This is a genomic window from Kitasatospora indigofera, from assembly GCF_014655955.1.
Classification (GTDB): domain Bacteria; phylum Actinomycetota; class Actinomycetes; order Streptomycetales; family Streptomycetaceae; genus Kitasatospora; species Kitasatospora indigofera.
This window is the reverse complement of record NZ_BNBO01000012.1, coordinates 137,461-162,869: the sequence shown is the minus strand read 5'-3', so window position 1 is coordinate 162,869 and position 25,409 is coordinate 137,461. Positions and strand designations below refer to the sequence as shown.

22 protein-coding genes and 3 pseudogenes are annotated in these 25,409 nt (G+C 72.5%); 13 read left to right on the top strand and 12 right to left on the bottom strand.

The window, feature by feature from the left end:
* The first annotated feature begins 101 nt into the window (after positions 1–101).
* Positions 102–794 (top strand): GntR family transcriptional regulator, encoded by a 693-nt coding sequence (locus tag IE329_RS13985; RefSeq protein ID WP_190211172.1) that lies wholly within the window; start codon positions 102–104, stop codon positions 792–794.
* Positions 795–871: 77 nt separating this feature from the next.
* Here IE329_RS13985 and IE329_RS13980 read toward each other — a convergent pair whose 3' ends face one another.
* Positions 872–1,279, bottom strand: a complete 408-nt coding sequence (locus IE329_RS13980) for a winged helix-turn-helix transcriptional regulator (protein WP_190211171.1) — start codon at positions 1,277–1,279, stop codon at positions 872–874.
* A 49-nt stretch (positions 1,280–1,328) separates the two neighbouring features.
* On the opposite strand from IE329_RS13980, the gene IE329_RS13975 reads away from it, so the two are divergent.
* Positions 1,329–2,069 (top strand): alpha/beta fold hydrolase, encoded by a 741-nt coding sequence (locus IE329_RS13975; protein ID WP_190211170.1) that lies wholly within the window; start codon positions 1,329–1,331, stop codon positions 2,067–2,069.
* Between the two features lie 163 nt (positions 2,070–2,232).
* Here the strand turns inward: IE329_RS13975 and IE329_RS13970 are convergent, their stop codons facing one another.
* Positions 2,233–3,159, bottom strand: a complete 927-nt coding sequence (locus tag IE329_RS13970; RefSeq protein ID WP_190211169.1) for a quinone oxidoreductase family protein — start codon at positions 3,157–3,159, stop codon at positions 2,233–2,235.
* Positions 3,160–3,244: 85 nt separating this feature from the next.
* On the opposite strand from IE329_RS13970, the gene IE329_RS13965 reads away from it, so the two are divergent.
* The 3 genes and pseudogenes from IE329_RS13965 to IE329_RS42025 form a co-directional block, all read left to right on the top strand.
* Positions 3,245–3,700 carry a MarR family winged helix-turn-helix transcriptional regulator gene (locus tag IE329_RS13965; RefSeq protein WP_190211168.1) on the top strand — a complete coding sequence of 152 codons (456 nt, stop codon included), beginning with the start codon at positions 3,245–3,247 and terminating at the stop codon, positions 3,698–3,700.
* Between the two features lie 297 nt (positions 3,701–3,997).
* Positions 3,998–5,386 (top strand): GH1 family beta-glucosidase, encoded by a 1,389-nt coding sequence (locus tag IE329_RS13960; RefSeq protein ID WP_190211167.1) that lies wholly within the window; start codon positions 3,998–4,000, stop codon positions 5,384–5,386.
* Between the two features lie 76 nt (positions 5,387–5,462).
* Positions 5,463–5,582 (top strand): annotated as a pseudogene (locus tag IE329_RS42025) (family 1 glycosylhydrolase); the annotation flags it as partial.
* 118 nt (positions 5,583–5,700) lie between these two features.
* Here IE329_RS42025 and IE329_RS13950 read toward each other — a convergent pair.
* Positions 5,701–6,102 (bottom strand): hypothetical protein, encoded by a 402-nt coding sequence (locus IE329_RS13950; RefSeq protein WP_190211165.1) that lies wholly within the window; start codon positions 6,100–6,102, stop codon positions 5,701–5,703.
* Positions 6,103–6,642: 540 nt separating this feature from the next.
* Complete coding sequence (locus IE329_RS13945) at positions 6,643–7,254, bottom strand: hypothetical protein (RefSeq protein ID WP_190211164.1); 612 nt, start codon at positions 7,252–7,254, stop codon at positions 6,643–6,645.
* On the opposite strand from IE329_RS13945, the gene IE329_RS41495 reads away from it, so the two are divergent.
* Entirely contained in the window at positions 7,253–7,387 is a 135-nt protein-coding gene (locus tag IE329_RS41495) for a hypothetical protein (protein WP_268255695.1), read from the top strand. The genes IE329_RS13945 and IE329_RS41495 overlap by 2 nt on opposite strands.
* Before the next feature lie 527 nt (positions 7,388–7,914).
* Here IE329_RS41495 and IE329_RS13940 read toward each other — a convergent pair.
* Positions 7,915–8,262, bottom strand: a pseudogene (locus IE329_RS13940) (NAD(P)(+) transhydrogenase (Re/Si-specific) subunit beta); the annotation flags it as partial.
* Between the two features lie 516 nt (positions 8,263–8,778).
* On the opposite strand from IE329_RS13940, the gene IE329_RS13935 reads away from it, so the two are divergent.
* Positions 8,779–9,774, top strand: coding sequence for an aldo/keto reductase (locus IE329_RS13935; RefSeq protein WP_190211163.1), 996 nt, complete (start codon positions 8,779–8,781; stop codon positions 9,772–9,774).
* Between the two features lie 454 nt (positions 9,775–10,228).
* Here IE329_RS13935 and IE329_RS13930 read toward each other — a convergent pair whose 3' ends face one another.
* A complete protein-coding gene (locus tag IE329_RS13930) occupies positions 10,229–10,684 on the bottom strand; it encodes a MarR family winged helix-turn-helix transcriptional regulator (protein ID WP_190211162.1) in 456 nt (151 codons plus the stop codon).
* Between the two features lie 107 nt (positions 10,685–10,791).
* On the opposite strand from IE329_RS13930, the gene IE329_RS13925 reads away from it, so the two are divergent.
* Together IE329_RS13925 and IE329_RS13920 are read left to right on the top strand one after the other, a co-directional pair.
* Positions 10,792–11,823 (top strand): aldo/keto reductase, encoded by a 1,032-nt coding sequence (locus tag IE329_RS13925; protein WP_190211161.1) that lies wholly within the window; start codon positions 10,792–10,794, stop codon positions 11,821–11,823.
* A gap of 211 nt (positions 11,824–12,034) precedes the next feature.
* Positions 12,035–13,156, top strand: coding sequence for a Gfo/Idh/MocA family protein (locus IE329_RS13920; protein WP_190211160.1), 1,122 nt, complete (start codon positions 12,035–12,037; stop codon positions 13,154–13,156).
* Positions 13,157–13,499: 343 nt separating this feature from the next.
* Here IE329_RS13920 and IE329_RS13915 read toward each other — a convergent pair whose 3' ends face one another.
* From IE329_RS13915 to IE329_RS13895, 5 genes and pseudogenes are all read right to left on the bottom strand, one after another.
* Positions 13,500–14,942, bottom strand: a complete 1,443-nt coding sequence (locus IE329_RS13915; protein ID WP_190211159.1) for a non-reducing end alpha-L-arabinofuranosidase family hydrolase — start codon at positions 14,940–14,942, stop codon at positions 13,500–13,502.
* A gap of 296 nt (positions 14,943–15,238) precedes the next feature.
* A pseudogene (locus IE329_RS13910) lies at positions 15,239–16,708 on the bottom strand (endo-1,4-beta-xylanase); the annotation flags it as partial.
* A 394-nt stretch (positions 16,709–17,102) separates the two neighbouring features.
* Entirely contained in the window at positions 17,103–17,261 is a 159-nt protein-coding gene (locus IE329_RS13905; protein WP_190211157.1) for a hypothetical protein, read from the bottom strand.
* 768 nt (positions 17,262–18,029) lie between these two features.
* Positions 18,030–19,004, bottom strand: coding sequence for a hypothetical protein (locus IE329_RS13900; protein ID WP_190211156.1), 975 nt, complete (start codon positions 19,002–19,004; stop codon positions 18,030–18,032).
* A gap of 88 nt (positions 19,005–19,092) precedes the next feature.
* Positions 19,093–19,992, bottom strand: coding sequence for a helix-turn-helix domain-containing protein (locus IE329_RS13895; RefSeq protein ID WP_190211155.1), 900 nt, complete (start codon positions 19,990–19,992; stop codon positions 19,093–19,095).
* Between the two features lie 152 nt (positions 19,993–20,144).
* On the opposite strand from IE329_RS13895, the gene IE329_RS13890 reads away from it, so the two are divergent.
* A complete protein-coding gene (locus IE329_RS13890) occupies positions 20,145–20,672 on the top strand; it encodes an SRPBCC family protein (RefSeq protein WP_190211154.1) in 528 nt (175 codons plus the stop codon).
* Between the two features lie 109 nt (positions 20,673–20,781).
* On the opposite strand, the gene IE329_RS13885 is transcribed toward IE329_RS13890, so the two are convergent.
* Positions 20,782–21,390, bottom strand: coding sequence for an MBL fold metallo-hydrolase (locus tag IE329_RS13885; protein ID WP_229927427.1), 609 nt, complete (start codon positions 21,388–21,390; stop codon positions 20,782–20,784).
* Positions 21,391–21,610: 220 nt separating this feature from the next.
* Between IE329_RS13885 and IE329_RS13880 the strand changes: the two genes are divergently transcribed.
* From IE329_RS13880 to IE329_RS13870, 3 genes are all read left to right on the top strand, one after another.
* Positions 21,611–22,576 carry a GlxA family transcriptional regulator gene (locus IE329_RS13880; protein WP_229927420.1) on the top strand — a complete coding sequence of 322 codons (966 nt, stop codon included), beginning with the start codon at positions 21,611–21,613 and terminating at the stop codon, positions 22,574–22,576.
* A gap of 251 nt (positions 22,577–22,827) precedes the next feature.
* Positions 22,828–24,030: an FAD-dependent oxidoreductase gene (locus tag IE329_RS13875; protein ID WP_190211153.1), complete on the top strand. Its 1,203-nt coding sequence runs from the start codon at positions 22,828–22,830 to the stop codon at positions 24,028–24,030.
* Between the two features lie 285 nt (positions 24,031–24,315).
* Positions 24,316–25,335 (top strand): LLM class flavin-dependent oxidoreductase, encoded by a 1,020-nt coding sequence (locus tag IE329_RS13870; protein WP_190211194.1) that lies wholly within the window; start codon positions 24,316–24,318, stop codon positions 25,333–25,335.
* The last annotated feature ends 74 nt before the right edge of the window (positions 25,336–25,409 follow it).

Genomic DNA, 25,409 nt, shown 5'->3' with positions numbered 1-25,409 from the left:
AGGAGTGGCGGTCGCTGCAGCGCCGGACCGGCATCCCTGAGCCGGACCGCCAGGCCAGTACGTCCCAAGCCCTGTCGTGCGGCTGCTCGTAAGCTTGCGCCATGACTGGCACGCCTCACGGCCCCGCTCCCGCCGGGAAGCAGATGCTTTCCGAGCAGGTCCACGCACATCTGCGGGGCGCGATCATGCGCGGGGACTTCGCCCCTGGTGAGGCCCTCAAACCGCAGGACCTCGCCAGGGATCAGGGCGTGAGCCTGGCCGTCACGCGCGAGGCGCTCGTGCGGCTGGTCGGCGAGGGGCTCGCCGACCGGCTGCCCAACCGCGGGTTCGCGGTCCCGTCCTTCTCCGACCACCGCTGGCAGGAGATCGCGGAAGCCCGCCGGACCATCGAACCGGTCGTCCTGCGGATGTCCGTCGAGCGGGGCGACATCGACTGGGAGTCCCGGGTGCGGGCCGCCCACCACCGCCTGGCCCGCACCCCGGCGTACGCGCCCGCGGAGGGCGAGCACTACACCGCCGCCTGGGCCGAGGCCCACCGGGTCTTCCACCGCACCCTGTTGGAGGCGTGCGGCAACCGCGCACTGCTGGAGACCTTCGACCGGCTGTGGACCGCGAGCGAACTGGCCCGCCGCTGGTCGGCGCACCGCACCCCCGACCGGGACGGCGTCGAGGAACACCGCGGGCTGGAGGAGGCGGCACTGGCCCGCGACGCCGACACCGCGGCCGCGCTCCTGGTGCGGCACCTCACCCTGACCGCGGCCGCCCTGGCCGACGAGCCGGGTCAGGCCACCTGACGACCTGCTGCATGAGTGCGGTGGCGGTGCGACGGCTCGATCTCCGGCCGCGACCGGGGTGGTGGCCGTACGATCGGTCAGCCGCCGGACCTGGACTCCGGCTTGGACGCCGAACCGGGCTCGGACGCCTCCTCCGCCGCCTCCTGGAAGCTGACGACGGCACCGCCGTACGACCTCGCCCAGTCCGTCAGGACGGCGATCGGCTCGACGAGGGTCAGGCCGAGTTCGGTCAGGGTGTACTCGACCCGCGGGGGCGCTTCGGGGTAGGCGCGGCGCTCGACCAGCCCGTAGCCCTGGAGCCTGCGCAGCGTCTGGGTGAGCACCTTGCGCGAGATTCCGCCGACAAGATCGACGAGTTCGCCGTGCCGGCACGGCCCGCGGCTGAGCGCGAACAGGACGACCACCGCCCACTTGTTGGTGATGATCTCGATGGCCAGCCGGGCGGGGCAGTCGGCGAGGAAGACGCTTCCCGGTGAGTCGTCCATGCGCCGAAGGTTACCAAGAGGTTCCTGTCGGCTCACTAGCGTCATTTCCATGAGTCCACAGCGCACGAAGAACTACGTCCTCGTCCACGGAGCCTGGCACAGCGGGCGGGTCTGGGACCGGGTGGTCCCCCTGCTGACCCGGGCCGGGCACCGGGTGCTGGCCCCCTCGCTGACCGGTCACGGCGAGAAGGCGCACCTGCTCGGTCCGGACGTCGGCCTGGACACCCATGTCGCCGACGTCGTCGCCGTTCTGGTGGAGAACCATCTCACCGACGTGATACTGGTCGGGCACAGCTACGCCGGGATGGTCGTCTCCGCCGTGGCCGGCCAAGTCCCCGACCGGATCGCGGGGTTGGTCTACCTCGATGCGATGGTCCCGGCCGACGGCGAGACCGTGCTCGACGTCATGCCCCTGACCGGTCACCTGATCGAGGCAGCCGCCGCCTCCGGCACGCCCTGGCGCATCCCGCCGCTGCCGGAGCAACCGGCGCCCGTCGGCCTGTTCGGGGTGACCGACCCGGCGGACACGGAGTGGCTGCGCACGATGCTCACGGACGAGTCGGTCCGCTGCTTCCAGCAGCCGGTCCGGCTCGACAACCCGGCCACGGACGCGATTCCCCGGACGCACATCCACTGCGTCGGCAGCACGCCGCCGGGCGTCACCCGCCGCCCCGTTCCCCCGGTGCAGCCCAACGGCGAGCCGTCGCGGGTGTGGGAGTTGCCGAGCGGCCATGACTGCATGGTCACCGCGCCGAAGGAACTCACCGAGCTGCTGCTGAAGGCCGGTTGACCGCCCCGCCCGCCCCGTCCGTCACGGCGAGCCGGTCGGGGCGCGAGCCCGGTGCGGCCGGGGACGGCCGGGGTCGGTGGATCCCGGGGCGGGCCGGACCGCGGCCTGCCGCCCGGACGGGGCGGCAGGCCGGACCTCGGAGCCGGAGAGCCCGGCCGGGTGGCTACGGGACGAGGACGAGCCGCTCGGTGGAGGAGCTGGTCCAGGCCTGGGCGATCCCGGCGAGTGGCACCGCCCGAGCCTGGACGTCGAGTTCGCCCTCGGTCACCGCTGCGGCGAGCTCGGGAAGTTCGGCGATGAAGTCCCGGGGCGGGACCGAGCCGATGCCGCTGCCCAGGATGTGCAGCCGAGCCGCGCGCAGCGCGGCGGACGGGATCGGAGCGGTCTCGCCGGCGATGGATCCGATCTGGATCCAGGTCAGCGGGGCCGAGCGATCGGCGCGGGCCGTGAGGAGCGGGAGCATGGCCTCGGCCGTGGGCGTTCCCCACACGAAGTCCAGGACGACGTCGACGTCGGCGGCGGCTGTGATCTCGTCGAAGGTGATCACCTGGTCCGCGCCGAGCGCGGGCAGGGCCTTCAGGCGGGTGGTGTCGCGGCCGGCGGCGACGACCCGGGCCGCGCCGAACCGCTTGGCGATCTGGACGGCCATCCTTCCGGCACTGCCGGTGGCGCCCAGGACGAGGACGTGTTGGCCCTCCTGGAAGGCGAAGCGGCGGCGCAGCGCGACCCAGGCGGACATGCCCGGGTTCATCGCCGCCGCGATCCGGACCGGGTCGGAGCCCTCCGGCAGGAGCACGCTCCTGCGCACGTCGATCACGGTGCGGTCGGCGAAGGTGCCGAGCACCGTGTCGTCCAGGACGGCGTAGCGAAGGCGGCCCGTCGCATCGCGGACGACGCCGTCCACGCCGGGAACGAGCGGGAAGGAACCGGTGCTGGAGTAGTGCGAGCGGTTCGCCTTGGCCCGGGTCAGGTGGTGCAGGCCCGCGGCGAGGACCTGCACCACCATCTCGTGCTCGCCGGTGGCAACCGGATCGGGGTGCTCGGCGTAGACCGGCGGGGTGTCGTGCGACATGAGGACGGCAGCATGCATGGGGGCTCCTTGGGCATTTGGTTTGCATCACCAATTAATTCCAGGGTTGTTGGTGATGCAAACAATGTCAAGTAGGGTTGCCTGCATGACCCCCGAGGATTCCGAAGACGTCCTGTTGGACGGACTCGTCCGCAGCGCCTTCCAGATCATGGGCGTGCTCACCCGCATCGGTGCCGAGCACGACCTCTCGCTCACCCAGCTGCGGGTGCTCGGGATCCTCCGCGACCGGCGTCCCCGCATGAGCGACCTGGCGGCGTTCCTGGGGCTCGACAAGTCGACCCTGTCCGGCCTCATCGGCCGCGCTGAACGGCGGGGGCTCCTGGCTCGCGCCGCCAATCCGGAGGACAGGCGCGTGGTTGACGTCCTGATCACGGACGCCGGCCGCGAGCTCACCGGGAAGCTGTATCAGGAGGTCCGGAGCGCCCTGGCGCCGGCGACCGGCCGGCTCGACGACCAACAGCGCCGGCTGCTGGCCGAGTTGCTCGAACCCGTCCTCACCCCGCCGTTGGCCTTCACGCCACGCCCCGACGTCCAGCGCTGAGTTGGCGTCCGGCGCCGGGTTCAGGTCGGGCGCGGAGACGCCTCCGCGCGGCGCCTTGGCCTGTTGCCGGATCGCGGGCAGGGCACGCGAAGCGCCGGCGGGCCGGGGCGATCGGGCGTGTTCCAGTCCTCCCGCCGCCTGCCCCGGCGCGAGCCTCGGGTGCGACGGTACGGATGCCTGCGCGGGAGGTGCGGGCCCTGCTGCCAGGCCTGGCGTTTCGGTGGGGGAGCACTAACATGAGCAGTCCTCGTGTTTTGTGCTCTCATCGATCGCCATCGTGAGCAGGGAGTCAGACCCATGCCGAACCGACTCGACCTCCCGTCCGACTTCCGCTGGGGCGTGTCCACCGCCTCCTACCAGATCGAGGGGGCCGTCGAGGAGGACGGCCGCGGCCCCTCGATCTGGGACACGTTCGCCGCCCGCGCCGGCGCCGTCCGTGGCGGCCACACGGGTGCCGTGGCCTGCGACCACTACCACCGGTACCCGGAGGACGTCGCCCTGATGAAGGGCCTCGGACTGGACGGCTACCGGTTCTCGATCGCCTGGCCCCGGATCCGGCCCACCGGCTCCGGCCCGGCCAACCCCGCCGGCCTCGCCTTCTACGACCGCCTGGTGGACGGGCTGCTGGAGGCCGGGATCACCCCGTTGCCCACCCTGTTCCACTGGGACCTCCCGCAGGCCCTGGAGGACACCGACGGCTGGCTGAACCGCGACACCGCCTACCGCTTCGCCGAGTACACGGCCCTGGTCGCCGACCGGCTCGGCGACCGCGTCCCCGCCTGGATCACCCTCAACGAGCCCTTCGTGCACATGGTCTACGGCTACGCCATGGGTATCCACGCCCCCGGCCGCGCCCTGATGCTCGACGCCCTGCCCGCCGCCCATCACCAGCTGCTGGGCCACGGACTGGCGGCGGCCGTGCTGCGCGAGCGCGGGCTCGACGTGATGATCGCGAACAACCTCACCCCGGTCCGCCCGGTGAGCTCCTCGGAAGCCGACCAGGCTGCCGCCACCGCCTACGACGCCCTGCACAACCGCCTGTTCACCGACCCGATCCTGCTCGGGCACTACCCCGACCTGTCGGCCTTCGGCGTCGGACCCGACCTCGGCGGCAGCGTCCGCGACGGTGACCTCAAGCTCATCGCCGGCCCGGGCCTGGACGCCCTCGGCGTCAACTACTACAACCCCACCCGCATCGCCGCCCCCACCGACCCCGGCCTCCCCTTCGCCGAAGCCCCGATCGAGGGCGTCCCCCGCACCGCCTTCGACTGGCCCGTCGTTCCCGACGGCCTGCGCGAACTCCTCACCGGCCTCCGTGACCGCTACGGCGCCGCCCTCCCACCCGTCACCATCACCGAGAACGGCTGCTCCGTCGCCGACGAACCCGTCGCCGACGGCACCGTCTCCGACCCGGACCGGATCGCCTACCTCGCCGGCCACCTCGACGCCCTGGCCGCCGCCGTAGCCGAAGGCGTCGACGTCCGCGGCTACTTCACCTGGTCACTGCTGGACAACTTCGAGTGGGCGCAGGGGTTCAGTCAGCGTTTCGGCCTGGTCCATGTTGACTTCGAGACGCAGCGGCGCACGCCGAAGGCGTCGTATGAGTGGTATCGCGATCTGATTGCGGCGCACCGGGGTCGGTCCGATGGTAGGAGGCGTTCCGGATCGGTCAACTCAGGCCTCTGAGTGGCAGATTGGCGGCAATATCGGATGGCTCTGGAGGCTCCGCCTATAATGACAGGGTGTTCGACGGGCCGAGGGCTACCACCAGCGCTTCGGCCTCGTGCACGTCGATTTCGGGACGCAGCGGCGCACGCCGAAGGCGTCGTACGCTTGGTACCGGGACATGATCGCGGCGCATCGGGCGCGGCGAGCGGGGTAGACCGTCGAGGTAGGACCGGGTGCGAGGGGGTCCCGCCCCCGTGGGTGTCGGGAGCGGGACGCGGTGCGGGCTCAGGGCTCACGGGGGTGGCGGGCCGTGTCACCTCACGGCCGGCGGCTCAGTACCAGAGGTCGGGGCTGAGCTGGTAGTCGTAGCCGCTGCCGGGCTGCCAGTAGAAGCGGGCCTCGGCCTTGTAGTCGTGGCCCGGGGTCGGGTTGGTGAGGGTGTAGGTGTAGGAGTACTGGCCGGAGCGGCAGGGGAACGAGGTGGCGAGCGCCTGGCCGCCGGTGGTGTAGTCCCAGATGATGATCTGCTCGGTACAGTTGTTGCTGGCGAAGTTGGTGGTCACCTGCGCCGACACCTGGCCGCCGCCGGCGCTGATGCAGGTCTGCTTCCAGCCCGGGCCGCCGCAGCCGCCGCCAATCGCTGCCGAAGCCGCCCCGGCGCCGGTCAGGGCGATCCCGCCGGCGAGCGCGGTGGTGGCCAGGCCGAGGACGGTCCGGACATGATTGCGGCGCATCGGGTCCAGCACGAGAGCCGGGGGCCGGTGCCTGGATGAGCAGTACCCTTTTACCTCGCAGTCGAGTTCGCCATCGGCATCGGAGCGACCGGCACGGGCGTCGACCGCTTGGAGAAGCAGGGATGGGCCGTCCGGCAGCCCGGACCTGGCCGAACCGCCGGTCCTCACGGCCGGCCCTGACCGACGACGGCACGCTGCTCGTCGACGCGGCGGAGGGAACATTCGCCGCGGGACTGGCCGAACTGATCGTGGCACGAACGACAGTGACTCGGCGTCGGCCGCCGCCCTCGCCTTTGTGGAGTCGCTCGGCACTCGAACGCAACCAGATGGGCACGCCCACAGGCCGTGCCGGACGCCGAACCAGGGCGCGGCGGTGGACGTGGTCTCCGAGGGCGTCTCGATCATGCTTCTCCTGTTCACCGGACACTTCACTCCGTCGAGGTCACCATCTCGTTCCGTGCCAGGGCTCGTCGGACAGTTCCCGCCGGGCGCGCGACGTCGGGAGTGCGGCTGCCGTGCAGGCCGGGGCGGGGAGACGGCTCACCTGCTCGGCGGAACGGCTTCGCCCAGGTCGTCGAGGCGGACTTCCCGGAGGAGGCCCCAGCTGAACTCCGCGGTGCACGGGCGCGGCCGCCCGGTCGCGTCGGGAGCGGTGAAATCGAGTTCCCATCGGGTCGGCGCACTGCCTTCATGTGGCATGGCCGGCGGGAAGGCCGCTGCGACGTCCGCGACGACGCAGCTCCACGGGGTCAAGTCTGCGAGGAGCCGCGGCGTCGGCGTCGATAACCCGGGCGCGCGGACCAGCCACTCGTTCAGCGGCGCGGTCGGTCCGCCGGCCGGTCCGAGCAGGATCTCGAAGCGCAGACCGGTGCGGAGCGGGAGTGCCCAGTGCTGGGCCGCGCAGTCGAGGTCGCCGAGGCGGCGGGGGATGACCGCCTCGGGCGGACCGAGGGCCGCCGCGTAGCGGCGGGCGCCGTGCGGGAGGCGGCTCGAACGGATCAGCGCTTGCCGGCGCTTGTTCGCCTCCCGCAGGTCGGAGCGGGTGGCTCCCAGCCGGCGTACGGCCTGCCCCACCAGATCCGGGTGGAAGTCGGCCATCCGGCGGAGCAGCACCAGCTGGAACTCGGTGGTCGCGAAGTCATTGGTCGCCATGACTGCGGGTCAGGGCTCGGCGATCGACGAATACTCGGTGTCGGGCAGCTGGCACGCCGGGCACAGTTCGTGGCGGCCGTCCGGGGTGATCACGGTTCCCCAACTGCGGCAGTCCGCGCAGTCGCGGGCCTGATCGATGTTCGCACGAGGTGCCGGAGTATTCGGGTGGGCTCCGTGAGTCATGGGTGATGTTCCTCGGTAGAGCGGTATCACGTGGGCCGATCGTGTCGTGATGTGGAGGGCGATCGGCGTGCGATGGGTTGCACCGGGTGGCGCCGATCCGGCTTCCCGCGGTCGGCCGGCGACGGCGGGGGTGTCCTGGGCCCGGCCGGTGCTGGCAGGCGACGGGGGACTCCTCCCGGGCCGGCACCGAACACACTGTGCCTCGCGCGGTTGCCGGGCGGAGCCAGCCGGGTCGGTCGCCCGGATCCGGTTCCGCCGGAGGGGTGGGACGTCGGCGTCCCGAATCCCAGTGTGCACGAAATCCGCAGCGATTCCCCCTCACCCATCGCGTAGCGAGAGCTCAACGGCTGCCCCGAATGCCATCTGACCTGGTCAAATGGAAAGTTCTCGGAAAACTCGGAATCCGTCGCGACAGTGCCGGCCGGACGGCCGTGAACGCCGAACGGACCGCCCGGGCGTCGTGCTCAGGCGGTCCGTTCAGGGCCGGGTGCGGGTGCGGGTGCTGGCCGGCCGCGGTTGGCCGGCGGACGGCGGGGGTGCCTGGGCCCGGCCGGTGAGGGCCTGGAGGATCGCGTCCACGCTCTGCTTGGCGTCCCCGAAGAGCATGCTGCTGTTCTCGCGGAAGAACAGCGGGTTCTGCACCCCGGCGTAGCCGGACGCCATCGAGCGCTTGAAGACGATCATCTGCTCTGCCTCCCACACCCGCAGCACCGGCATCCCGGCGACGGGGCTGGACGGATCGTCCATGGCGGCCGGGTGGACGGTGTCGTCGGCGCCGATGACCAGGACGACGGAGGTCTCGGTGAAGTCGTCGTTGATCTCGTCACCGGCCGCACCGCCGGCACGGGGTACCGCCACACGGTCGCCGCCATCGACGCCGTGGGGAAGGCGGGCACCCGGTCCGCTGCGGTCACCGTGACCACCGTCACCGGAGGCGGTGGCGGTGGCGGCACCGACTGCCCGGCCGCCCGGAGCTCCGGCAGGTCCTACGTGCCCGGCGACACGGTCGCACACGCGGGGAACGAGTACACCGCCACCTGCTACTCCACCGGCGTCGTGCCGAACGCCCGTGCTCCTGGGCCGTCTGGCGCGACGGCGGCACCTGCTGAAGGGGTGCCTCGCCGCGGGGCCGCCGCTCGGGGCGAGATGGTCCAGGGCGACAGGGGGGTGAACCTGAGCGCGTCGCCGGATCGGGCGGCCTTTGGGCGGTGGGAGCCGGGCGGCGGGTGACTCCATGGAGGCGGCGATCAGGTTGTCGGTGGTGACGAGGGCGGCGGATAGGGTCGGACACGGACGGGGTGCGCTGCCCCGTCGGCCAGAACGATCGAAGGGAGCTCCGCCATGGCGACCGCAGCCGCCTCCGCCCCCGCCGTCGGACCGTCGCTCGGCCGCTTCGGCCTCGGCACCGCCGCCGTCGGCCGGCCCGGCTACATCACGCTCGGTCGTGACCTCGACCTGCCGTCCGAGCGGAGCGTCGAGGCGCTGCGAGCGCGCACGCGCGCGCTGCTCGACGCCGCCTATGCCGCCGGGGTTCGGTACTTCGACACGGCTCGGTCGTACGGCCGGGCCGAGGAGTTCGTCGGCAGCTGGTTGGCCGCCCGGCCTGAGGCGGCGGCCGACGTGGTGGTGGGGAGCAAGTGGGGTTACACCTACACCGCCGACTGGCAGGCCTCGGGCGTGCCCGTGCACGAGGTCAAGGAGCATTCGACGGCGGTGTTCGACCGGCAGATCCGGGAGAGCCGAGCCTTGCTGGGTCCGCGGCTGGACGTCTACCTGGTGCACTCCGTCACACCGGACAGCCCGGTCTTGACCGACCGCTCGCTGCACGCGCGGCTGGCCGAGCTGGCCGCAGAGGGCGTCCGAGTGGGCCTGTCCACCAGCGGCCCGGCGCAGGGCGAGACCGTCCGGGCGGCGCTGGATGTGCAGGTGGCGGGCCGTCCGCTGTTCGAAGCCGTCCAGTCGACCTGGAACCTGCTGGAGCCGTCCGCCGGACCGGCGCTGGCCGAGGCCCGTGAGGCCGGCATGCTGGTGGTGGTGAAGGAGGGCATGGCCAACGGCCGCCTCGCTGACCGCAACGCCACCGGCCCCGACACGACAGTACTGCGCGCTCTCGCCGCCAGGACCGGCGAGTCCTGTGACGCCATCGCGTTGGCCGCGGTCGCGGCCCAGCCCTGGGCGGACATCGTGCTCTCCGGCGCGGCCACCCCGGCACAGTTGGCTTCGAACCTCACCGCTGCACGGCTCGACCTCGCGCCAGGTGAGCTCGCCCGCCTGGCGGCGCTCGCCGAGCCCGCCGAGCTCTACTGGAGGAACCGCGCCTCGCTGCCGTGGGCGTGAGGTGATCGTGCGTCGAAGGAGCCCGGGGTCGCCGCCACGCGAAGGTGGCGGCCCGGCGGCGGTTCCACGGCCCGGGCCCTGTTTGCCGCCCTGGTCGTTGCTGCGAGGTTCCTGCCGGCCAGGGCCGGTACCGCCGGCGCGAACTGTCCTGATTGAAGGGCACCCTGTACCGGGACACCGCCGCCCGAGCGGCTTGCCGTGGCTTTGCGCCGCCTCGGTGCATAGGGGCGGACCGTACTCCTGATCACCGCCTGCTGTCTGCGGCGCGCCTGGCCGGGCTCACCATCGTCCGTCTGCCCGGCCGCGCTCGGCTGTACGACCGCCGGCCGGGCCGGCGCCCGATGTCCGGCGGGGTCCTGGAATTCGGGATCTCCTCGACGGGGGTAGAGCCCACCGGCTTTGCGGCACTTCGGCTGCCCCCGGCCGGAGTTGGTGTGCCGGTCGGCTCCGGCGCCTACAGCCGGCGGAACACGGAGCTCAGGGTCTCGATCTCCTGCGCGGAGAGCTGGTCGGTGAGGTGGCGGCGTACCGCGGCGTCCAGGCCGGGCTGTACGTCGGTGATGGCCGCGCGTCCGGTGTCGGTGAGGGTGACGGTGACGCCGCCGGCGCGTTCGCGGGCGACGAGTCCGCGGTTGCCCATGCGGGTGAGCTGGTGGGAGATGCGGGTGCGGTCCCAGCCGAGGGACGCGGCGAGCTCGCTCTGGCGCAGGCTGCCGCCCGCCTTGTTGAGGTTGGCGAGGATCGCCAGGTCCGGTTCGGACAGGCCCGCCGCCTCGGCGGTGTCCGCGATCACGCGGGCCCGGACGACCTCGTGGGCGCGCTTGAAGGCGCTCCAGAAGTCGACCGGTTCGTACGCGGCGTCGGTCTTGGCCCCGTCCGGCGCGGCGGCCCCTCCGTCGGATGTTGACATATCAACGCGCCTCTTCTTAGTGTTGAGATGTCAACGCTAACAGGTGGCCGCGCCCTCGGCAGCCCCCTGTCGGCGGCGTTCACCCTTCTCGCCCCGCAGGAGAAACCGTGCAAACCCGACCCCTGGGAACCGGTGGCCCGCAGGTCCTCCCCCTCGCACTGGGCTGCGCCGGCATGTCCGACCACACCGCGCCCGCCGACGAGGCCGACGCCATCGCCACGATCCGCACGGCCCTCGACGCCGGCGTCACTCTCCTCGACACCGCCGACTTCTACGGCATGGGCCACAACGAGGACCTCGTCCGCCGCGCCCTGCGCGCCGGCGATCGCGAGAAGGCACTGCTGAGCGTCAAGTTCGGCGGTCTGCGCGGCCCCGACGGATCCTTCGTCGGCATCGAGGGCCGTCCCGCCCACGTGAAGAACGCGCTCGCCTACTCGCTGCGCCGCCTGGACACCGACCACATCGACATCTACCGCCCCGCCCGGCTCGCCCCCGACACCCCGGTCGAGGACACGATCGGCGCGATCTCCGAGCTGGTCCGGGCCGGGTACGTGCGGCACGTCGGGCTCTCCGAGGTGGGGCCCGAGACCATCCGCCGTGCCCACGCCGTGCACCCGATCTGCGATGTGCAGATCGAATACTCCCTGTTCAGCCGTGACCCCGAGGCCAACGGCATCCTGGACACCTGCCGCGAGCTGGGGATCGGCGTCACCGCCTACGGGATCCTCGCGCACGGCCTGCTCACCGGCACCTACCGACACCCCGCCGGAGACGACCCGCGCGCCCACTGGCTGCCCCGGTTCCACCCCGACAACCTCGCCACGAACCTCGCCCTCGTCGAACGGCTGCGGCCGCTGGCCGACGCGCGCGGCATCAGCGTCGCGCAACTCGCCACCGCCTGGGTCATCGCGCAGAGCCCTGAACGCGGCACCGTCGTGGCCGTCCTGGGCACCCGCCGACCCCACCGCATCGAGGAGGCCCTGTCCGCGGCCGACGTCGCCCTGTCGGACGCGGACCTCCGCACGATCGACGAGGCCGTCCCGGCCGATGCGGTGGCCGGCACCCGCTACGCCGCACCCCTCATGGCTCTGCTGGACAGCGAGCGCGGCCCGAGCCCGGCCGTCGGCGCACGGAACTGACCGCCGGCGGCCGGCCGGACTTCGCGGCCTCCAGCGGCCTGGTCCGCGCCGGCACGCACCGTGAAGCCTGGCCGGCGGTCACGGCACCTGCGACACCACCGTGTGCTTCACACCCGTCCGCGGCATCACCCGCCGACCCGCACGCACCGATCCCGCCCACCGGGTGCGGATCTCCTGGGCCCGTCCACACACAGAGAACAGGCTGCGCATCGTGAACACATCTGAGTCACCGCTGGCCGAGCTGGTCCGGTCCGAGAAGCCGATCGGAGTGGGGATCATCGGACTCGGGGCGCACGGCAGCTGGGCCGAGCGCTCTCACCTGCCGGCCCTGCGCGCCGTCCCGGGTTACGAGTTGAAGGCCTTGAGCACGAGTTCGAAACAGTCGGCGGAGCGCTCCGGGCAGCGGCACGGTGTCTCTCGAACCTTCGGGACGGCGGCCGAACTGGCCGCCTGCGAAGAGGTGGACCTCGTGGTCGTGGCGGTGAAGGTGCCGCACCACCGGGAGCTGGTCCGGACGGCGCTGAGCGCCGGCAAGAGCGTGCTGTGCGAGTGGCCGCTGGGCAACGGGCTCGCGGAGGCCGAGGACATGGCGCGGCAGGCGTGCGGCCGCGCCGTGCCGACCGTCGTCGGACTGCAGGCGCGGTCGCATCCGGCCCTCGCCCACGTGCGGGATCTCGTGGCCGACGGCTACGTGGGGGAGGTGCTGTCCACGACGGTCGTCGGCTCCGGCGGTGCCTGGGGCGCTACCGTCCGGCCCGGCGATCACTACGTGCTCGACGCCGCCAACGGTGCGACACTGCTGACGATTCCCTTCAGCCACACCCTCGACGGACTCGCGTCCGTCCTGGGCGAGCCCGAGGGCCTGCGGATCCACCTCGCGTCGCGGCGTACGTCGGCCGTGGACACCGGGAGCGGACTGCCCGTGCCGATGACCGCAGCGGACCAGGTGGTGGCCTCCGGGCGGCTGCCGGGCGGCGGGGTGGTCACCTTCCACTACCGCGGAGGCATGTCCCGGGGCACCAACTTCCGCTGGGAGATCAACGGCACCGAGGGCGACCTCGTCCTCACCGCCCCGACCGGCCATCTCCAGCTCAGCCCGGTCACCCTCGAAGGCGGCCGCGGAACGTCCCCCGGACTCGCTCCCCTGGCTGTGCCGGAATCCTACGTTCGCGTCCCGCACCTGGACCCCCGCGCCGACGCGCCGTTCTACGCGGTCGCCCACGCCTACCAGCAGTTCCTGGACGACCTGCGCGAGGGCACCACGGCGGTACCCGATTTCGCGCACGGGGCCGCCCGGCACCGCAGCATCGAATCCGCCCTGGCGACAGCCTGACCGGACGTGCCGCCCCGGCCCGCCCTCCGGTGGACTGCCGCAGGAAGCCGAAGCATCGCGCGGTCGGCGGACTTCATCGGTGCCTTTCGGTCGAGGGGGCTGGTGAACCGGGCGGCCCCGGTGGTCCGCAACTGACGCTTCCCAAGGAGCGAGAGGAGTGCCGTCGTGGTGCCTCGGTCCGTACCGCGAGGAAGTCCACGAAGACGGGGAACCCCGGCCGGCGTGGGCCGGGGTTCCCCGAAGCGGTGAGTGTCGGTCAGCGGGCCGAGCCGTCCGCGCCGTGAACCGCTCGTTCAGGCGCGGGCGGGCCGCACCCGGTCCGGGTCACCGTTGAGCGGGCGGGTCAGTGCTGCAGGGTGAGGACGCCCGGCCGGTAGGGCAGTTGGTCGTAGGGGCCGCTCGCGGTGGGGGACTTGCCCTGGTAGAGGAACTGCAGGTTGCAGGGGTCGATGGTCATGGTCTGGTCGGGATTGTTGCGGACGAGGTCGCCGTGGCTGATGTCGTTGGTCCAGCCGGCACCGCTGTTGGCCTTGCCCGCGAAGGGGTTGCTCTCGCCGGCGGCCTGCGGGGTCCAGGAACCGCTCAGGCTGGAGGCCGTGAACGAGCGGAAGTAGCGCCCGTTCGCACCCTGGGCCTCAACGATCATGAGGTACTGGTTCTGGTCCTTGACCTTGTAGACCTGCGGAGCCTCGAAGAGGTTGGCCACCGAGTCGCTCATGACCGTCGTGTACGACGAGCCGAAGCTGCCCGGGAAGTTCCCGATCGGCATGCTCGCCCGGTAGATGTTGCCGTTGTCGCCGGCGAAGAACAGGTACATGTTCTGGCCGTCGGCGATCAGGGTCTGGTCGATCGGACCGGTACCGGAGTTGGGGATGCTTCCGGTGAACAGCGGTTGCGGCGAGGACCAGCCGTTGGGGTTGGTCGGGTCGCTCGACGTGCGGTAGATGAAGGGCCACGCACCCCACTGGTACGCCAGTACCCAGATGTTCTTGGGTGCGAAGTAGAACAGCGTGGGCGCCACCGCGGCCTGGCTCATCCCGGTCTGGCCGGCCGACGCCATGTCCGACCAGTTCGTGAAGGGACTGAACATCATCGAGCCGTACGACGATCCCGACACGTTCGACGCGTAGACCAGGTGCTTGCCGTTGTACACCACGTCGGTGAAGTCCTTCACCGACGCCCACCCGTTCGCCGGCTGCGCCAACGCACCCGTCGACGTCCACCGGTACGTCGACGGAAGGGCGCAGGTGCCGCCCGTCGGCGGGGCTGTTGTCGGTGCCGGGGTCCCGGACAGGCCGGTCCACTTCTGGTTGCCGGCGCCGTTGCATGTCCAGATCCCCACCGCTGTGCCGTTGGCGGTGCCGGCGCCCGTGACGTCCAGACAGAGTCCGGACTCCACACCGACGATCGTGCCGTCGGAGTTGACCCGCCACTGCTGGTTCGAACCGCCGCTGCACGTCCAGATCTGCACCCGGGTGCCGGCCGTGGTGGCGTGGCCCGGAACATCCAGGCACTTGTTGCCGTACACGGTCAGCTGGTTGCCGGACGTCAACGTCCACAGCTGGTTGGCGCCGTTCGAGCAGTCGTAGATCTGCAGGTACGTGCCGTCGGCCTGGCCGGCGTTCTGCACATCGAGGCACCGGCCGGAGCCCGCACCGCGCAAGGCACCGCTGGTGGCTGCCTGGGCCGGGTCGGCGACGAGCATCGCCGCCAACGCCGCCACGAAGGCAACCGCGGCGGTGAGCACCACGGACAGTTGCCTGCGGCTGGAACGTCGTCTGCGCATCAAGGCCTCCTTGGTGAACGGATGGCACTGCCACCCGTTCTGTTAGCGTTAACAATTTTGGCCGCCGTGGCGGCACGTCCGGAATTGCCGATCGGCCGGCGTGAGGGTCCCCGCCTTGCCGGCAGGACTTCAAGAGCCCCGGACCCGTGCCGGCCCGCGGGCTGTCCGGGCCGCCGTGGTCTTCGTCGGGCCGCGTCGCGGTACGGGGCGTGTCACGGTCCCAGGTGGCTCGCGGCGGCCTTCCCGACGGGGCGGAGGGGGCGGCGGAAGTACCCGCCCCGGCTCGGCTCAGCTCACCTGAAGGTCCAGTGCTGGTTGGCGGCGCCGTTGGAGTCCCAGATCTGGACGGGAGTGCCGTTGGCGGTCCGACCGCCGGGGATCTCCAGCGCCCGGCCGCTGGCGACGTTGGTCAAGGTGTAGGAGCCGTCGCTGTTCCGGCCCGCCCGCCAGTGCTGGTTGGTGCCGCCGTTGGAGTCCCAGACCTGCATCCTCGTCCCGTTGCCGGTCTGGTTGCCCGGCTCGTCCAGCGCCCGGCCGCTGGCGACGTTGGTCAGCGTGTAGCTGCCGTCGCTGTTCAGGCCGGCCCGCCACTGCTGGTTGGCGGCGCCGCCGGCGTCCCACACCTGGAGCTGGGTGCCGTTGCCGTTCTGTCCCGCGGGCTCGTCGAGAACGCGTCCGGCGGCCACGTCGGAGAGCGTGTAGATGGTGCCGGAGATGATGCCCCCGCCCGGCGTGCCGCCGCTGTTGTCCCCGTCCATGGCGGTGAGTGCTGCGCTGTAGGCGGGCTTCTTGTTGCCGCTGTTGTCGAACAGCAGCGGGTTCTCGCCGGTGCGCCAGGAGTCGCTGTCGCGGATGCCCCATGCCGTGATGCCCGTGCAACGAGCCACGTTGAGGCAGGCCTTGACGGTGTTGGCGTACGCGGTGGCGGACGCCTGGGCGATGTCGAGTTCGGTGATCTGGACGTCCACGCCGAGCGCGGCGAAGTTGGACAGGGTGGTCTGGAAGCCGGCCGGCGGGCCGCCGGCGCCGAAGTGGCTCTGGAGGCCGACGCAGTCGATGGGCACGCCGCGGGACCTGAAGTCCTTGACCATGCTGTAGACGCCCTGGGTCTTGGCGTCGGACCAGTTCTCGATGTTGTAGTCGTTGTAGCAGAGCTTGGCCGAGGGGTCGACGGTCCGGGCGGTGCGGAAGGCCTCCTCGATGAAGCCGTTGCCCAGCACGTTCTGGAACACCGAGCTGCGGTGCTGGGTGCTCCCGTCGGCGAAGGCCTCGTTGACCACGTCCCAGGCGTAGATCTTGCCCTTGTAGTGGGTCATCTCCTGGGTGATGTGGTTGTTCATCACGCTGCGCAGGGTGGTCGCGTCAGTGATCGAACCGACCCAGTTGGGCAGTTGGGAGTGCCAGACCAGGGTGTGGCCGCGCATCTTCTGGCCGTGGGCGGACGCATGGTTGACGATCGAGTCGCCGGCGGCGAAGTTGAACGACCCGCGGGAGGGTTCCACGGCGTCCCACTTCATCTCGTTCTCCGGGGTGACCATGGTGAATTCCCGGTCGAGAATGGTGGAGTACGTGGAGTCCCCGAGCCTGCCCGAGGCCACTGCCGTGCCAAAGTAGCGGCCGCTGCCGGCCGCTGCCGCACCCAGCGTGGTTGCCCCGGCGGCATGGGCCGCGGGGCTCGCGGTGACTGCCGTGGCCGAGCTGACGACCATGCAAGCGGCCGCCGTCAGGGCCTTGCGGAGCAGGGGTTTCTTGTCGAGCCATGGCATGACGGATCGTTCTCCTCGGGTGGGGGATGTCTGCGCGCCGGTGGCGGACCGGCGCCACGTCCTGACGGGTGTGATGCGCGCACCCGGCCGGGCCGTTTCCTGCCGGCCGGAGCGGTCGGTGTGCGTGCGGGAGGCGGCGCCCGGCCCGCCCGTGAACGGGGCGACCCGGTTGACGCGCCGCGCACACCGTGGCGGGGCCGGCCGACGGGAGTGCGCGGACCAGCTGTGCGGCACTGTCTGTTAGCGCTAACAATTTCTGCTGAGCACTCCCGCCGTGTGCAGGCAAATCTCTGACAGGCGAGGCGCGTTGTCAATGCTTTGCGCGGCGGCGGACGGCCGTCAGCTCAGGCTGCAGGAGGCCGTCGGCCAGGTGGTGCTGCCGTTTTTCATGAGGTCATGCCCCAGGTGTTGCCCGCGCCGTCGGGGGTGGCGACGAGGACATCGAGGCCGCGCCGGTGCCCTCGCTCCAGAACGAGTGGAAGTATCCGCCGTCGGTGCCGGTCCGGTTCGTGGTGACGGTCGCGGCGTCGGCGGTGCCGGGCAGGATCGCCACGGACGCGAGGGCCGGTACGAGGAGACGCGAGGCCTTGCCGGCCGTTCGTCGAGGGCGGCGGTTCCTGCGGTTCTTGGGGTGGGGAAGTTCACAAGAGTGATCCGTCCTGCCGATGAGTGGGGTGGGGGTGGGCCAAGCCCTGCGCCGCCGACGACGGCCGGGGGCGGGTCGGCCGGACGGCGCCGCATGGTGGTGCGGGTGGCCGACTCATCACCAACGTCCTTGTCTCTGAGGCTGATTGGTGGTGCGCCCTGAATCCGAGCCCGTTCGGACTTGTCGACGGCGACCAGGTTGGCCCGCGCCCGACAGACTGTCAATACTTTCGGTCGAAACGCCGAAAGTATCGCCACGACTGTGTTCGAGGAGCCGCTGGTCAGGTGATCAACGGTCGTTGCTGGTTCATGAACTTAGCCGTCATCTGGTCCATTTCCCGCGATCTTCCTGCCTCGCGGATGAAAACTGGAGCAGCGGATGGTCGAAAGTTTCGAGTTTCGCAGCGATCGACACGGCATCGCACTGGGGGCGTCGCTCCGGCGAAGTGTCCGCCTTGATGCCGCATTCGGCCTCGGCCGCTGTGCAGGGGAAGGCCTCTCGGCACCGGCCGAGAGGCCTTCCGGACGGCACCGGCCCTCGCCGTCGCTCTCCGGACGCTGCGCGCGAAGGCCGGGGCGTTCGGCTGGTCCACGGCCGGTCGCCGACCGTCGGCCTGTTCTGCGGGTGGGCTCGCTTCCGCCCCCGCCTTCCGAAGGCCCGATGACCGGGCGACCCTCAGCGGTGCCGGCCGGGCAGGTGGGCGAGCAGGAGGTTCGGGTCCTTGCCCGTGGTGTAGGCGGCGTTGAGGACGTACACCTCCGATCCGCGCAGAGCGACGGAGGTGGGGTTCTGGAGTCCGTCGGCGGCGGTCAGCACGGTGGTGCTGGTGCCGTCGGGCCGGATCAGCACGACCTGGTTGGGGGCGTTGAGGGTGGCGAGCGCCTCGTCGCCGGGGCCGGTGAAGGTGAAGTCGTCGATACCGGCCAGTCCGGTCGCCCGCACCTGCGGCACTCCCGCCCGGTTGCCGGGCCGGATCGGGATGCGGACGAGCGTGCCCTGGTCGAGGTTGGTGACCCAGAGTGCGCCGTTGTGGACCTTCGCGCCGTTGGCCCCGAGGAAGCCGGCCGGGGCGAGCTCCGGCGCGGCCGACCAGGCGGTGGGCCGGCCGCCGGAGAGGGGGACGGTCCAGACGGTGCCTAGTACCGAGTCGGTGATGTAGAGCCGCTCGTTGTGCGGGTCCAGTGCCAGGCCGTTGGGCAGACCGTCCGGGGGCAGTGCGGCGATCCGCTCGGGTGCCTTGCCGGGGGTCAGACGCCACAGGCCCGTCAGGTCGGCGGTGCCGGTCGCGTACAGCGCGTACGTGCTTCCGTCCGCGGCCCGGACGATGCCGGTGGCCAGGGCGAAGCCGAGGACGGGGGTGCTGGTGCCGCCGTCGGCGGGCGCGGGCAGGGTCGCCAGGACGCGGGTGCTGCCGCCCGGCGTGATCCGGGCGATCTGGCGGCTGCCGGCGAAGGTCACGTCGGCCGTGCCGTCGGGCAACAGGGCGATGTTCTCCGGCATTTGGCCCGCGACCAGGTCGAAGTGATTGGTGATCCGGACGTGGCTCAGGGGCTTCCGCGCCACCGGGGTGGCGTCGGCCGGGAGGGCCGTGGCGACGGCTGTTGCGGCAGTCACCGCGGCGGTGGCGATCAGGCTGATGCGCTTGAGCATGGGGTCCTTCCCTGTGGTCCGGCGTGCGGGCAGGCCGCAGCCAGGGGTGTGCCGAGCTGCTCGGCCTCGGTGTTCGGGGTCTCCCGGGTCAGGAGGGGCGGGAGCCGGCGCCCCTGCGGGGCCGGACCGCCTCGCTCGCCCCGCCGGCCTGGGCCAGGAGGCTGAGGGCCGCCGCCGACGGGGACCCGGGGGCGGCCGTGGCGACCACCACGGCCGGTCCGGTTCCCTGCGGGCTCTGGAGCGTCTGCTGGGTGACGGTCAGGGGCCCGACCGTGGGGTGGTGCATCGCGTAGTCGGCGACATCGCAGGCCAGGATCCGGTGGTCGGCCCACAAGGTGGCGAACTCCGGGCTGCGCATGGTCAGTTCACCGACGAGACCGGCCAGCAGCGGATCCTCCGGATGCCGGCCGGCGGTGAGGCGCAGGTTGCCGACCACCGCCCTGGCCTTGCTGGGCCAATCCGTGTAGAGCTCCCGGGTGTGGGCGTCGAGGAACACCAGCCTCGCCATGTTCGGCCGGCGGCCCGGTTCGGCGGGGCTGCCCCGGTCGACGTGGCCGGCGAACAGCGCGTGGCCCTGTGCGTTCCAGGCCAGCACGTCGCCACGGCGGCCCAGGACGACGGCGGGTGTGCCTTCGAGGGCCGCCAGCAAGGCGCTGGTGGCCGGGGTGACGTGCTCGGGCCGGGGACGGGGTGCGGCGTTGCCCCGCTTCGGGGTACGGGCGAGTTCGTGCAGATGGGCCCGCTCGGACTCGCCCAGGCGCAGGGCGGTCGCGATGGCGTCCAGCACTTCGGGCGAGGCGTTGCGCGACTGGCCCTGCTCAAGCCGGGCGTAGTAGGGCGCGCTGATGCCCGCGAGCATCGCCAGCTCCTCCCGCCGCAGTCCCGGCACCCGGCGCCGCTCGCCGTAGGTCCGCAGCCCGACATCCCCGGGGAGCAGCAGGCCCCGGCGTGCCTGGAGGAAGTCGGCGAGCTGCCCGTGCTTGTTCATGGCACCGAGTATGCGCAGCGCCACCGGGCCGTGCCGCACCCTGCGGGGGTACGGATCCGCAGGGTCTGGCTGCTCCCCGTGCCGGCCCCCACGCTGAGTCGTGTCACCCCCGCCCCACCACCCCTGTGCCGTCCTCACCTTCGGGAGAAGCCATGAGCATCACCACGTCCGGCAACACCGCGGCCGGCCCGCGACGTCCGCCGGCCGGCCTCGATCTGACCCCCTTCACCTTCACCCGGTGCTGTTGGGTAGACGCGCCGCCGGAGTCCGTGTATCCCCTGGTCAGCGACGTTTCGCTGATCGAGAGGTGGAGTCCGAGCGCCCACGCCGTCAGGTACGGCCCGGGAGGCGGCCCATGGGTCGGCGCATGGTTCAGCGGCCGCAACCGGCGTGACGGGCGGGAGTGGGTCACCCGGTCCGAGGTGGTGCGGGCCGATCCGGGTTCCGCGTTCGCCTTCGTCGTCGGCGGGGCCGAGCAGGGCATCGTCCGCTGGGACTGGGCGTTCTGCGAGCAGGGCGCCGGCAGCATCGTCCGGCAGACCTGGCGGCTGCTGCGCGCCGATCCGGTCCTCGGTGACACCCCCGAGGATCTGCACGCCCTGCGGGACCACATGGCGGGCAGCGTCGAGGCCACCCTGCTCTCCCTGGCGGAGTGGATCGGGGGCCGCCGCTCCCGGTGACCGTCCGGGCCGGCGAAGGACTGCCCGCCGCTGTCCCCGCGCCGCCCCGGTGCACCGGTCCGGGCGCCGGGGCCGGTTCAGGGTATGGGTGACAACAGTTGATGCTTCGTCAGAGCAGTGCGGATGCGGCGGGGAACGGCGCGCCGTGACCGGGAACGATGACGTCCGCGCCGGCCAGCACCCGCAGCCGGGAGGCGCGGAGCCGGGCGGCGTCGGGCGCGACCGGGTCGACCACCGGGCCGTTCGGCCGCCACCACAGGTCGCCGACGAACGCGACCACGCCCTCGGCCGTCCCGGCGAGCAGGGTGATGTCCTCGGCGCTGTGCCCGGGGGTCCGGATGAGCTTCAACGACGGGCTCAGCAGGAGGCCCTCGGCGTCCCGGTCGAGCCACTGGTCGTCCAGGTACTCGGCCTTGTGGTCGTGCACCCGGGCCCGCTGGAACAGGCCGACGTTCATGGTGTTGTCCGGATGGTGGTGACTGAGCACGACGTCGGTGATGTCGTCGGCGGAGAGCCCCAGTTCGGCGAGCGGACCGAGGATCCGGTCGCGCCCGGCCACCATGCCCGGGTCGACGATCACCCGCCGGTCGCCGTCGGTCACGTAGGACACGGTGGCGGCCACACCGGGGCCGGTCGAGAGCGTGTAGCCGGTGGTCAGGACGTGGTACCGGGCGGTGCGGCCGGCCGGTGCGTCGGTGGTGGCACCGGTGCCGGGCACGGTCGCTCCGTCGGTGATCGTCGCGGTCACGCCGGCCCCGGTCGTGCCGGCCTGGTTCACGGTCGCCTGGTTCACGGTCGCCTGGTTCATCGTCGCCTCGTTCATGCTCGCCTCGTTCGTGGTCGTCGTGCTGCTCACAGGGACGATCCTGCCGGGATCCCGAAGGGCCGACGAGTGGCAGACATGCCACTGATCGCAGGTTCTGTGCCAAACTCCGGGGATGCCGAAGTTCGCCACCGTCGCCGCCTACGCCCCGCCCGGGGTGGGCATGCTCGCCGTCGGCGTGGTCGCCGAGGTGTTCGCCCGGCGAGGCGGTGACCTGCCGCGTTTCGAGTTCACGCTGTGCGGCGACCGCCCGGGGCCGGTCCCCACCGACGTCGGCGTCCCCGTCGCCGTCGAGCACGGCCCGGAGCGGCTGGCCGAGGCCGACCTGGTGCTCGTCCTGCCGTGGGCGGGCTTCCGCGACCCCGTGCCCGGGCCGGTGCTGGACGCCCTGACGACCGCTCACGCGCGCGGTGCCGTGCTGGGCGCGCACTGCGTCGGCGTCTTCGCGCTGGCCCGGACCGGACTGCTGGCCGGCCGCCGGGCGACGACCCACTGGCGGTTCGCCGAACTGCTGGCCGGCCGCCACCCGGACGTCACGGTCCAGGCGGAGGCCCTCTACGTCGACGAGGGCGACATCGTCACCGGCGCCGGGGCCGCGGCCGGCTTCGACCTCTGCCTCCACCTGCTGCGACGCGAGTTCGGCGCGGCGGTCGCCAACGCGATCGCCCGCGATCTGGTGCTGCCGCCGCACCGGGACGGCGGGCAGGCCCAGTACCTGGTGGCGCCGGTCGCCGAGGACTGCCAGGACGAACGGCTCGCCGACGTCCTGGCGTGGGCGCGCGAGCACCTCGACCGCCCGCTGCCGGTGGCCGAACTCGCCGGGCGCGCGTTGATGAGCCGGCGTTCCTTCGCCCGGCGCTTCACCGCGGCCACCGGCAGCACCCCGCACGCCTGGCTGCTGAACCAGCGCCTCAGCCGCGCCGAGGAACTGCTGGAGACCACCGATCTGCCGATCGAGGAGGTGGCCCGCCGGGTCGGCTACGGCAGTGCGGCGGTGCTGCGCGAGCAGTTCGTCCGGCGCCGCGGCGTCCCGCCGAGGGCCTACCGCAGCGCCTTCAGCCGGACCGTACGGTCCGGCTGACCCCCGCCGGCCCTGATCCCCGCCCCCCGACTCCGCCCCCGCCCCGCCCACCGCGGTCGAACCGGGCACCGCCCGGCCCGCAGGCACCGACGGGCCACCCGAAGTCGGCTGCGAGGAGCGGCCGTTCGGCTGCGGACCGGGCCAACGGGCCCGGGGAACGGCCGCGTTCGTCAACGCGGCACCGGTGCGGCCGCCCGGCCCGGCGCACCCGAGCGGGCGTAGAGTGCCTGGACCGAACGGAGAGGTGTGCCATGCCGGAACGTCACGCTGTGGTCGTCGGGGCCGGTATCGGCGGCCTCACGGCCGCCGTCGCACTGCGCCGCCGCGGCTGGCGCGTCACCGTCTGCGAACGCGCCCCCGAACCCCCCGCCACCGGTGCCGGCATCGGCCTCGCCCCCAACGCCCTGCGCGCCCTCGCGGCCGTCGGCATCGACGTCGCCCGCACCGCCGGCGGCCGCGTACCCGTGACCATGGGCGTGCGCCGCTCCGACGGCCGCTGGCTCACCCGGGCCGGCACCGCCGACATGGCGGCCCGCTACGGGACGGCTCCGATCGCCGTCCCGCGCCCGGCCCTCGCCGCCGCCCTGGCCGCCGCCCTGCCCCCGGACGCGCTCCGCCACGGCACCGCCGTGACCGCCGTCGACGACGCGGCGGACCGCCCGACCGTCCGTACGGCCGCCGGCCCGGACCTTCCCGCCGATCTGGTCGTCGCCGCCGACGGCATCCACAGCCCGCTGCGCCGCGCGTACTTCCCCGACCACCCCGGCCTGCACTACATCGGCGAGACCGCCTGGCGAGCCGTCGTGGACGCCCCGGACCTCCGGATCCCGGCCATGAGCGAGACCTGGGGGCGGGGCGAGCGCTTCGGCGTGACCCCGCTCTCAGACGGCCGGTTCTACCTCTACGCCACCACCACGGCCCCGGCCGGGACACGGTCGGCGGACCCCCGAGCCGAACTCCGCCGGCGCTTCGGCTCCTGGCACGACCCGATCCCGGCCCTGCTGGACCGGGTCGGCCGCCTCGAACCCGCCGACGTCCTGCAGAACGACCTCTACGATCTGGCCGCCCCGCTCCCGCGCCTGCACCACGGCCGGATCGCCTGGCTCGGCGACGCCGCCCACGCCATGGCACCCAACCTCGGCCAGGGCGGCTGCCAGGCCATCGAGGACGCGGTGATCCTCGCCCACCTGCTGCCCGCGGGGGACTCCGGCGAGGGCCGGGACGGCGTCCCGGCGGTCCTGGCCGGCTACACCGCCGCCCGCCGGGACCGCACCGACGCCGTCCGCGTCCGCGCCCGCCGGGCCGGCCGCCTGGGAGCCCTCCGCAACCCGCTCGCGGTGGCGGCCCGCGACCTGGTGCTCCGTGCCACCCCCGCCCGCCTGGCGCTGCGTGGCATGGACGACCTCTTCAACGGCTTCCGGCTGCCCGGGCAGCGGCCCCCGACGGCGGCCTGAGCCGGGGAACGCCCGGGGACGCCGGGGGGACGCCCGGGGACGCCGGGGGGACGCCCGGGGACGCCGGGGGACGCCCCTGCGGGACCGGGGGCGCACCCCGAAGCCGGGGACGTGACAGGAGTGTTGCCCCGGATGGCGATTCGGTGAAGCGCTTGAGTGCCGCTGATCGGTGTGTGAGTGTGGGGCGGACGTCCGGTGATCCGCATCCGGACCATGCCCATCGAAACCGTGCAGGTCGAACCGCGTCGCCCGGTGCGGGGCCTGCCGCGGAGGACGGAGGAACCGGTGCCGGCGCCCTCGCAGCCCCTTCGGAGGCTGGGATTCCTGACCATCGGGCTGTTCGACCCGGCCGACCCCGGCCAGGGTCACGAGTCGACGCTCCGGATCATCGAACTCGGCGAGCAGCTGGGGTTCGACAGTGCCTGGGTGCGCCACCGGCACCTGCAGTACGGGATCTCCTCGCCCGTCGCGGTACTGGCGGCGGCCACCCAGCGCACCAGCCGCATCCAGCTGGGCACCGCGGTCATCCCGCTGGGGTGGGAGAACCCGCTGCGGCTGGCCGAGGACCTGGCGACCGTCGACCTGCTCTCCGGCGGCAGGCTCAATCCCGGCATCAGCGTCGGACGCCCCGGGCAGTACGACCGGATCGCCTCCGCGCTCTACCCCGACACCGCCGAGGCCGAGGACTTCGGCTACGAGCGGGTGCGGCGACTGCTGGACTTCGTCCGCGGCAAGCCGGCCACCGACTTCAGCGGGGTCGAGGGCATCGAGGTGTTCTCCGACCGGGTCCAGCCGATCGCGCCCGGCCTGGCGGACCGCGTCTGGTACGGCGGCGGCAGCCTGCGCTCGGCCCGGTGGGCGGGTGAGCAGGGCCTGAGCCTGCTGACCAGCAACGTGCTGCGGGCGGAGGAGTCGGAGGACTTCGCCGAGACCCAGCGCTCGCAGATCGCCGCCTTCCGGGCCCGCCACCCCGAGGGTGCGCGCGCCCGGGTCTCCCAGGGCCTGGTGGTCATCCCCACCGACGGCGCCTCGGCGCAGCAGCGGGCCAAGTACCAGGAGTACGTGCGCAGCCGGACCGCGCGCACCGCCGCCCCGCAGGGGCCGGCCCGGACGATGTTCGCGCCGGACCTGATCGGGACGTCCGCCGAGATCGCCGAACAGCTCTACGCGCACGCCGGGTTCCGGGAGGTCGACGAGGTCGTCTTCGCACTGCCGTTCTCCTTCGACCACGAGGACTACGTGCAGATCCTGACCGACATCGCCACCGGTCTCGGGCCCGCGCTCGGGTGGCAGCCGGCGCTCTGAGGCGCCGCCCTCCACGGTCAGGGGCGCCCCGGCGGTGTCCGGGGCGCCCCTGACGTTCGTCCCGGCCCGGCACC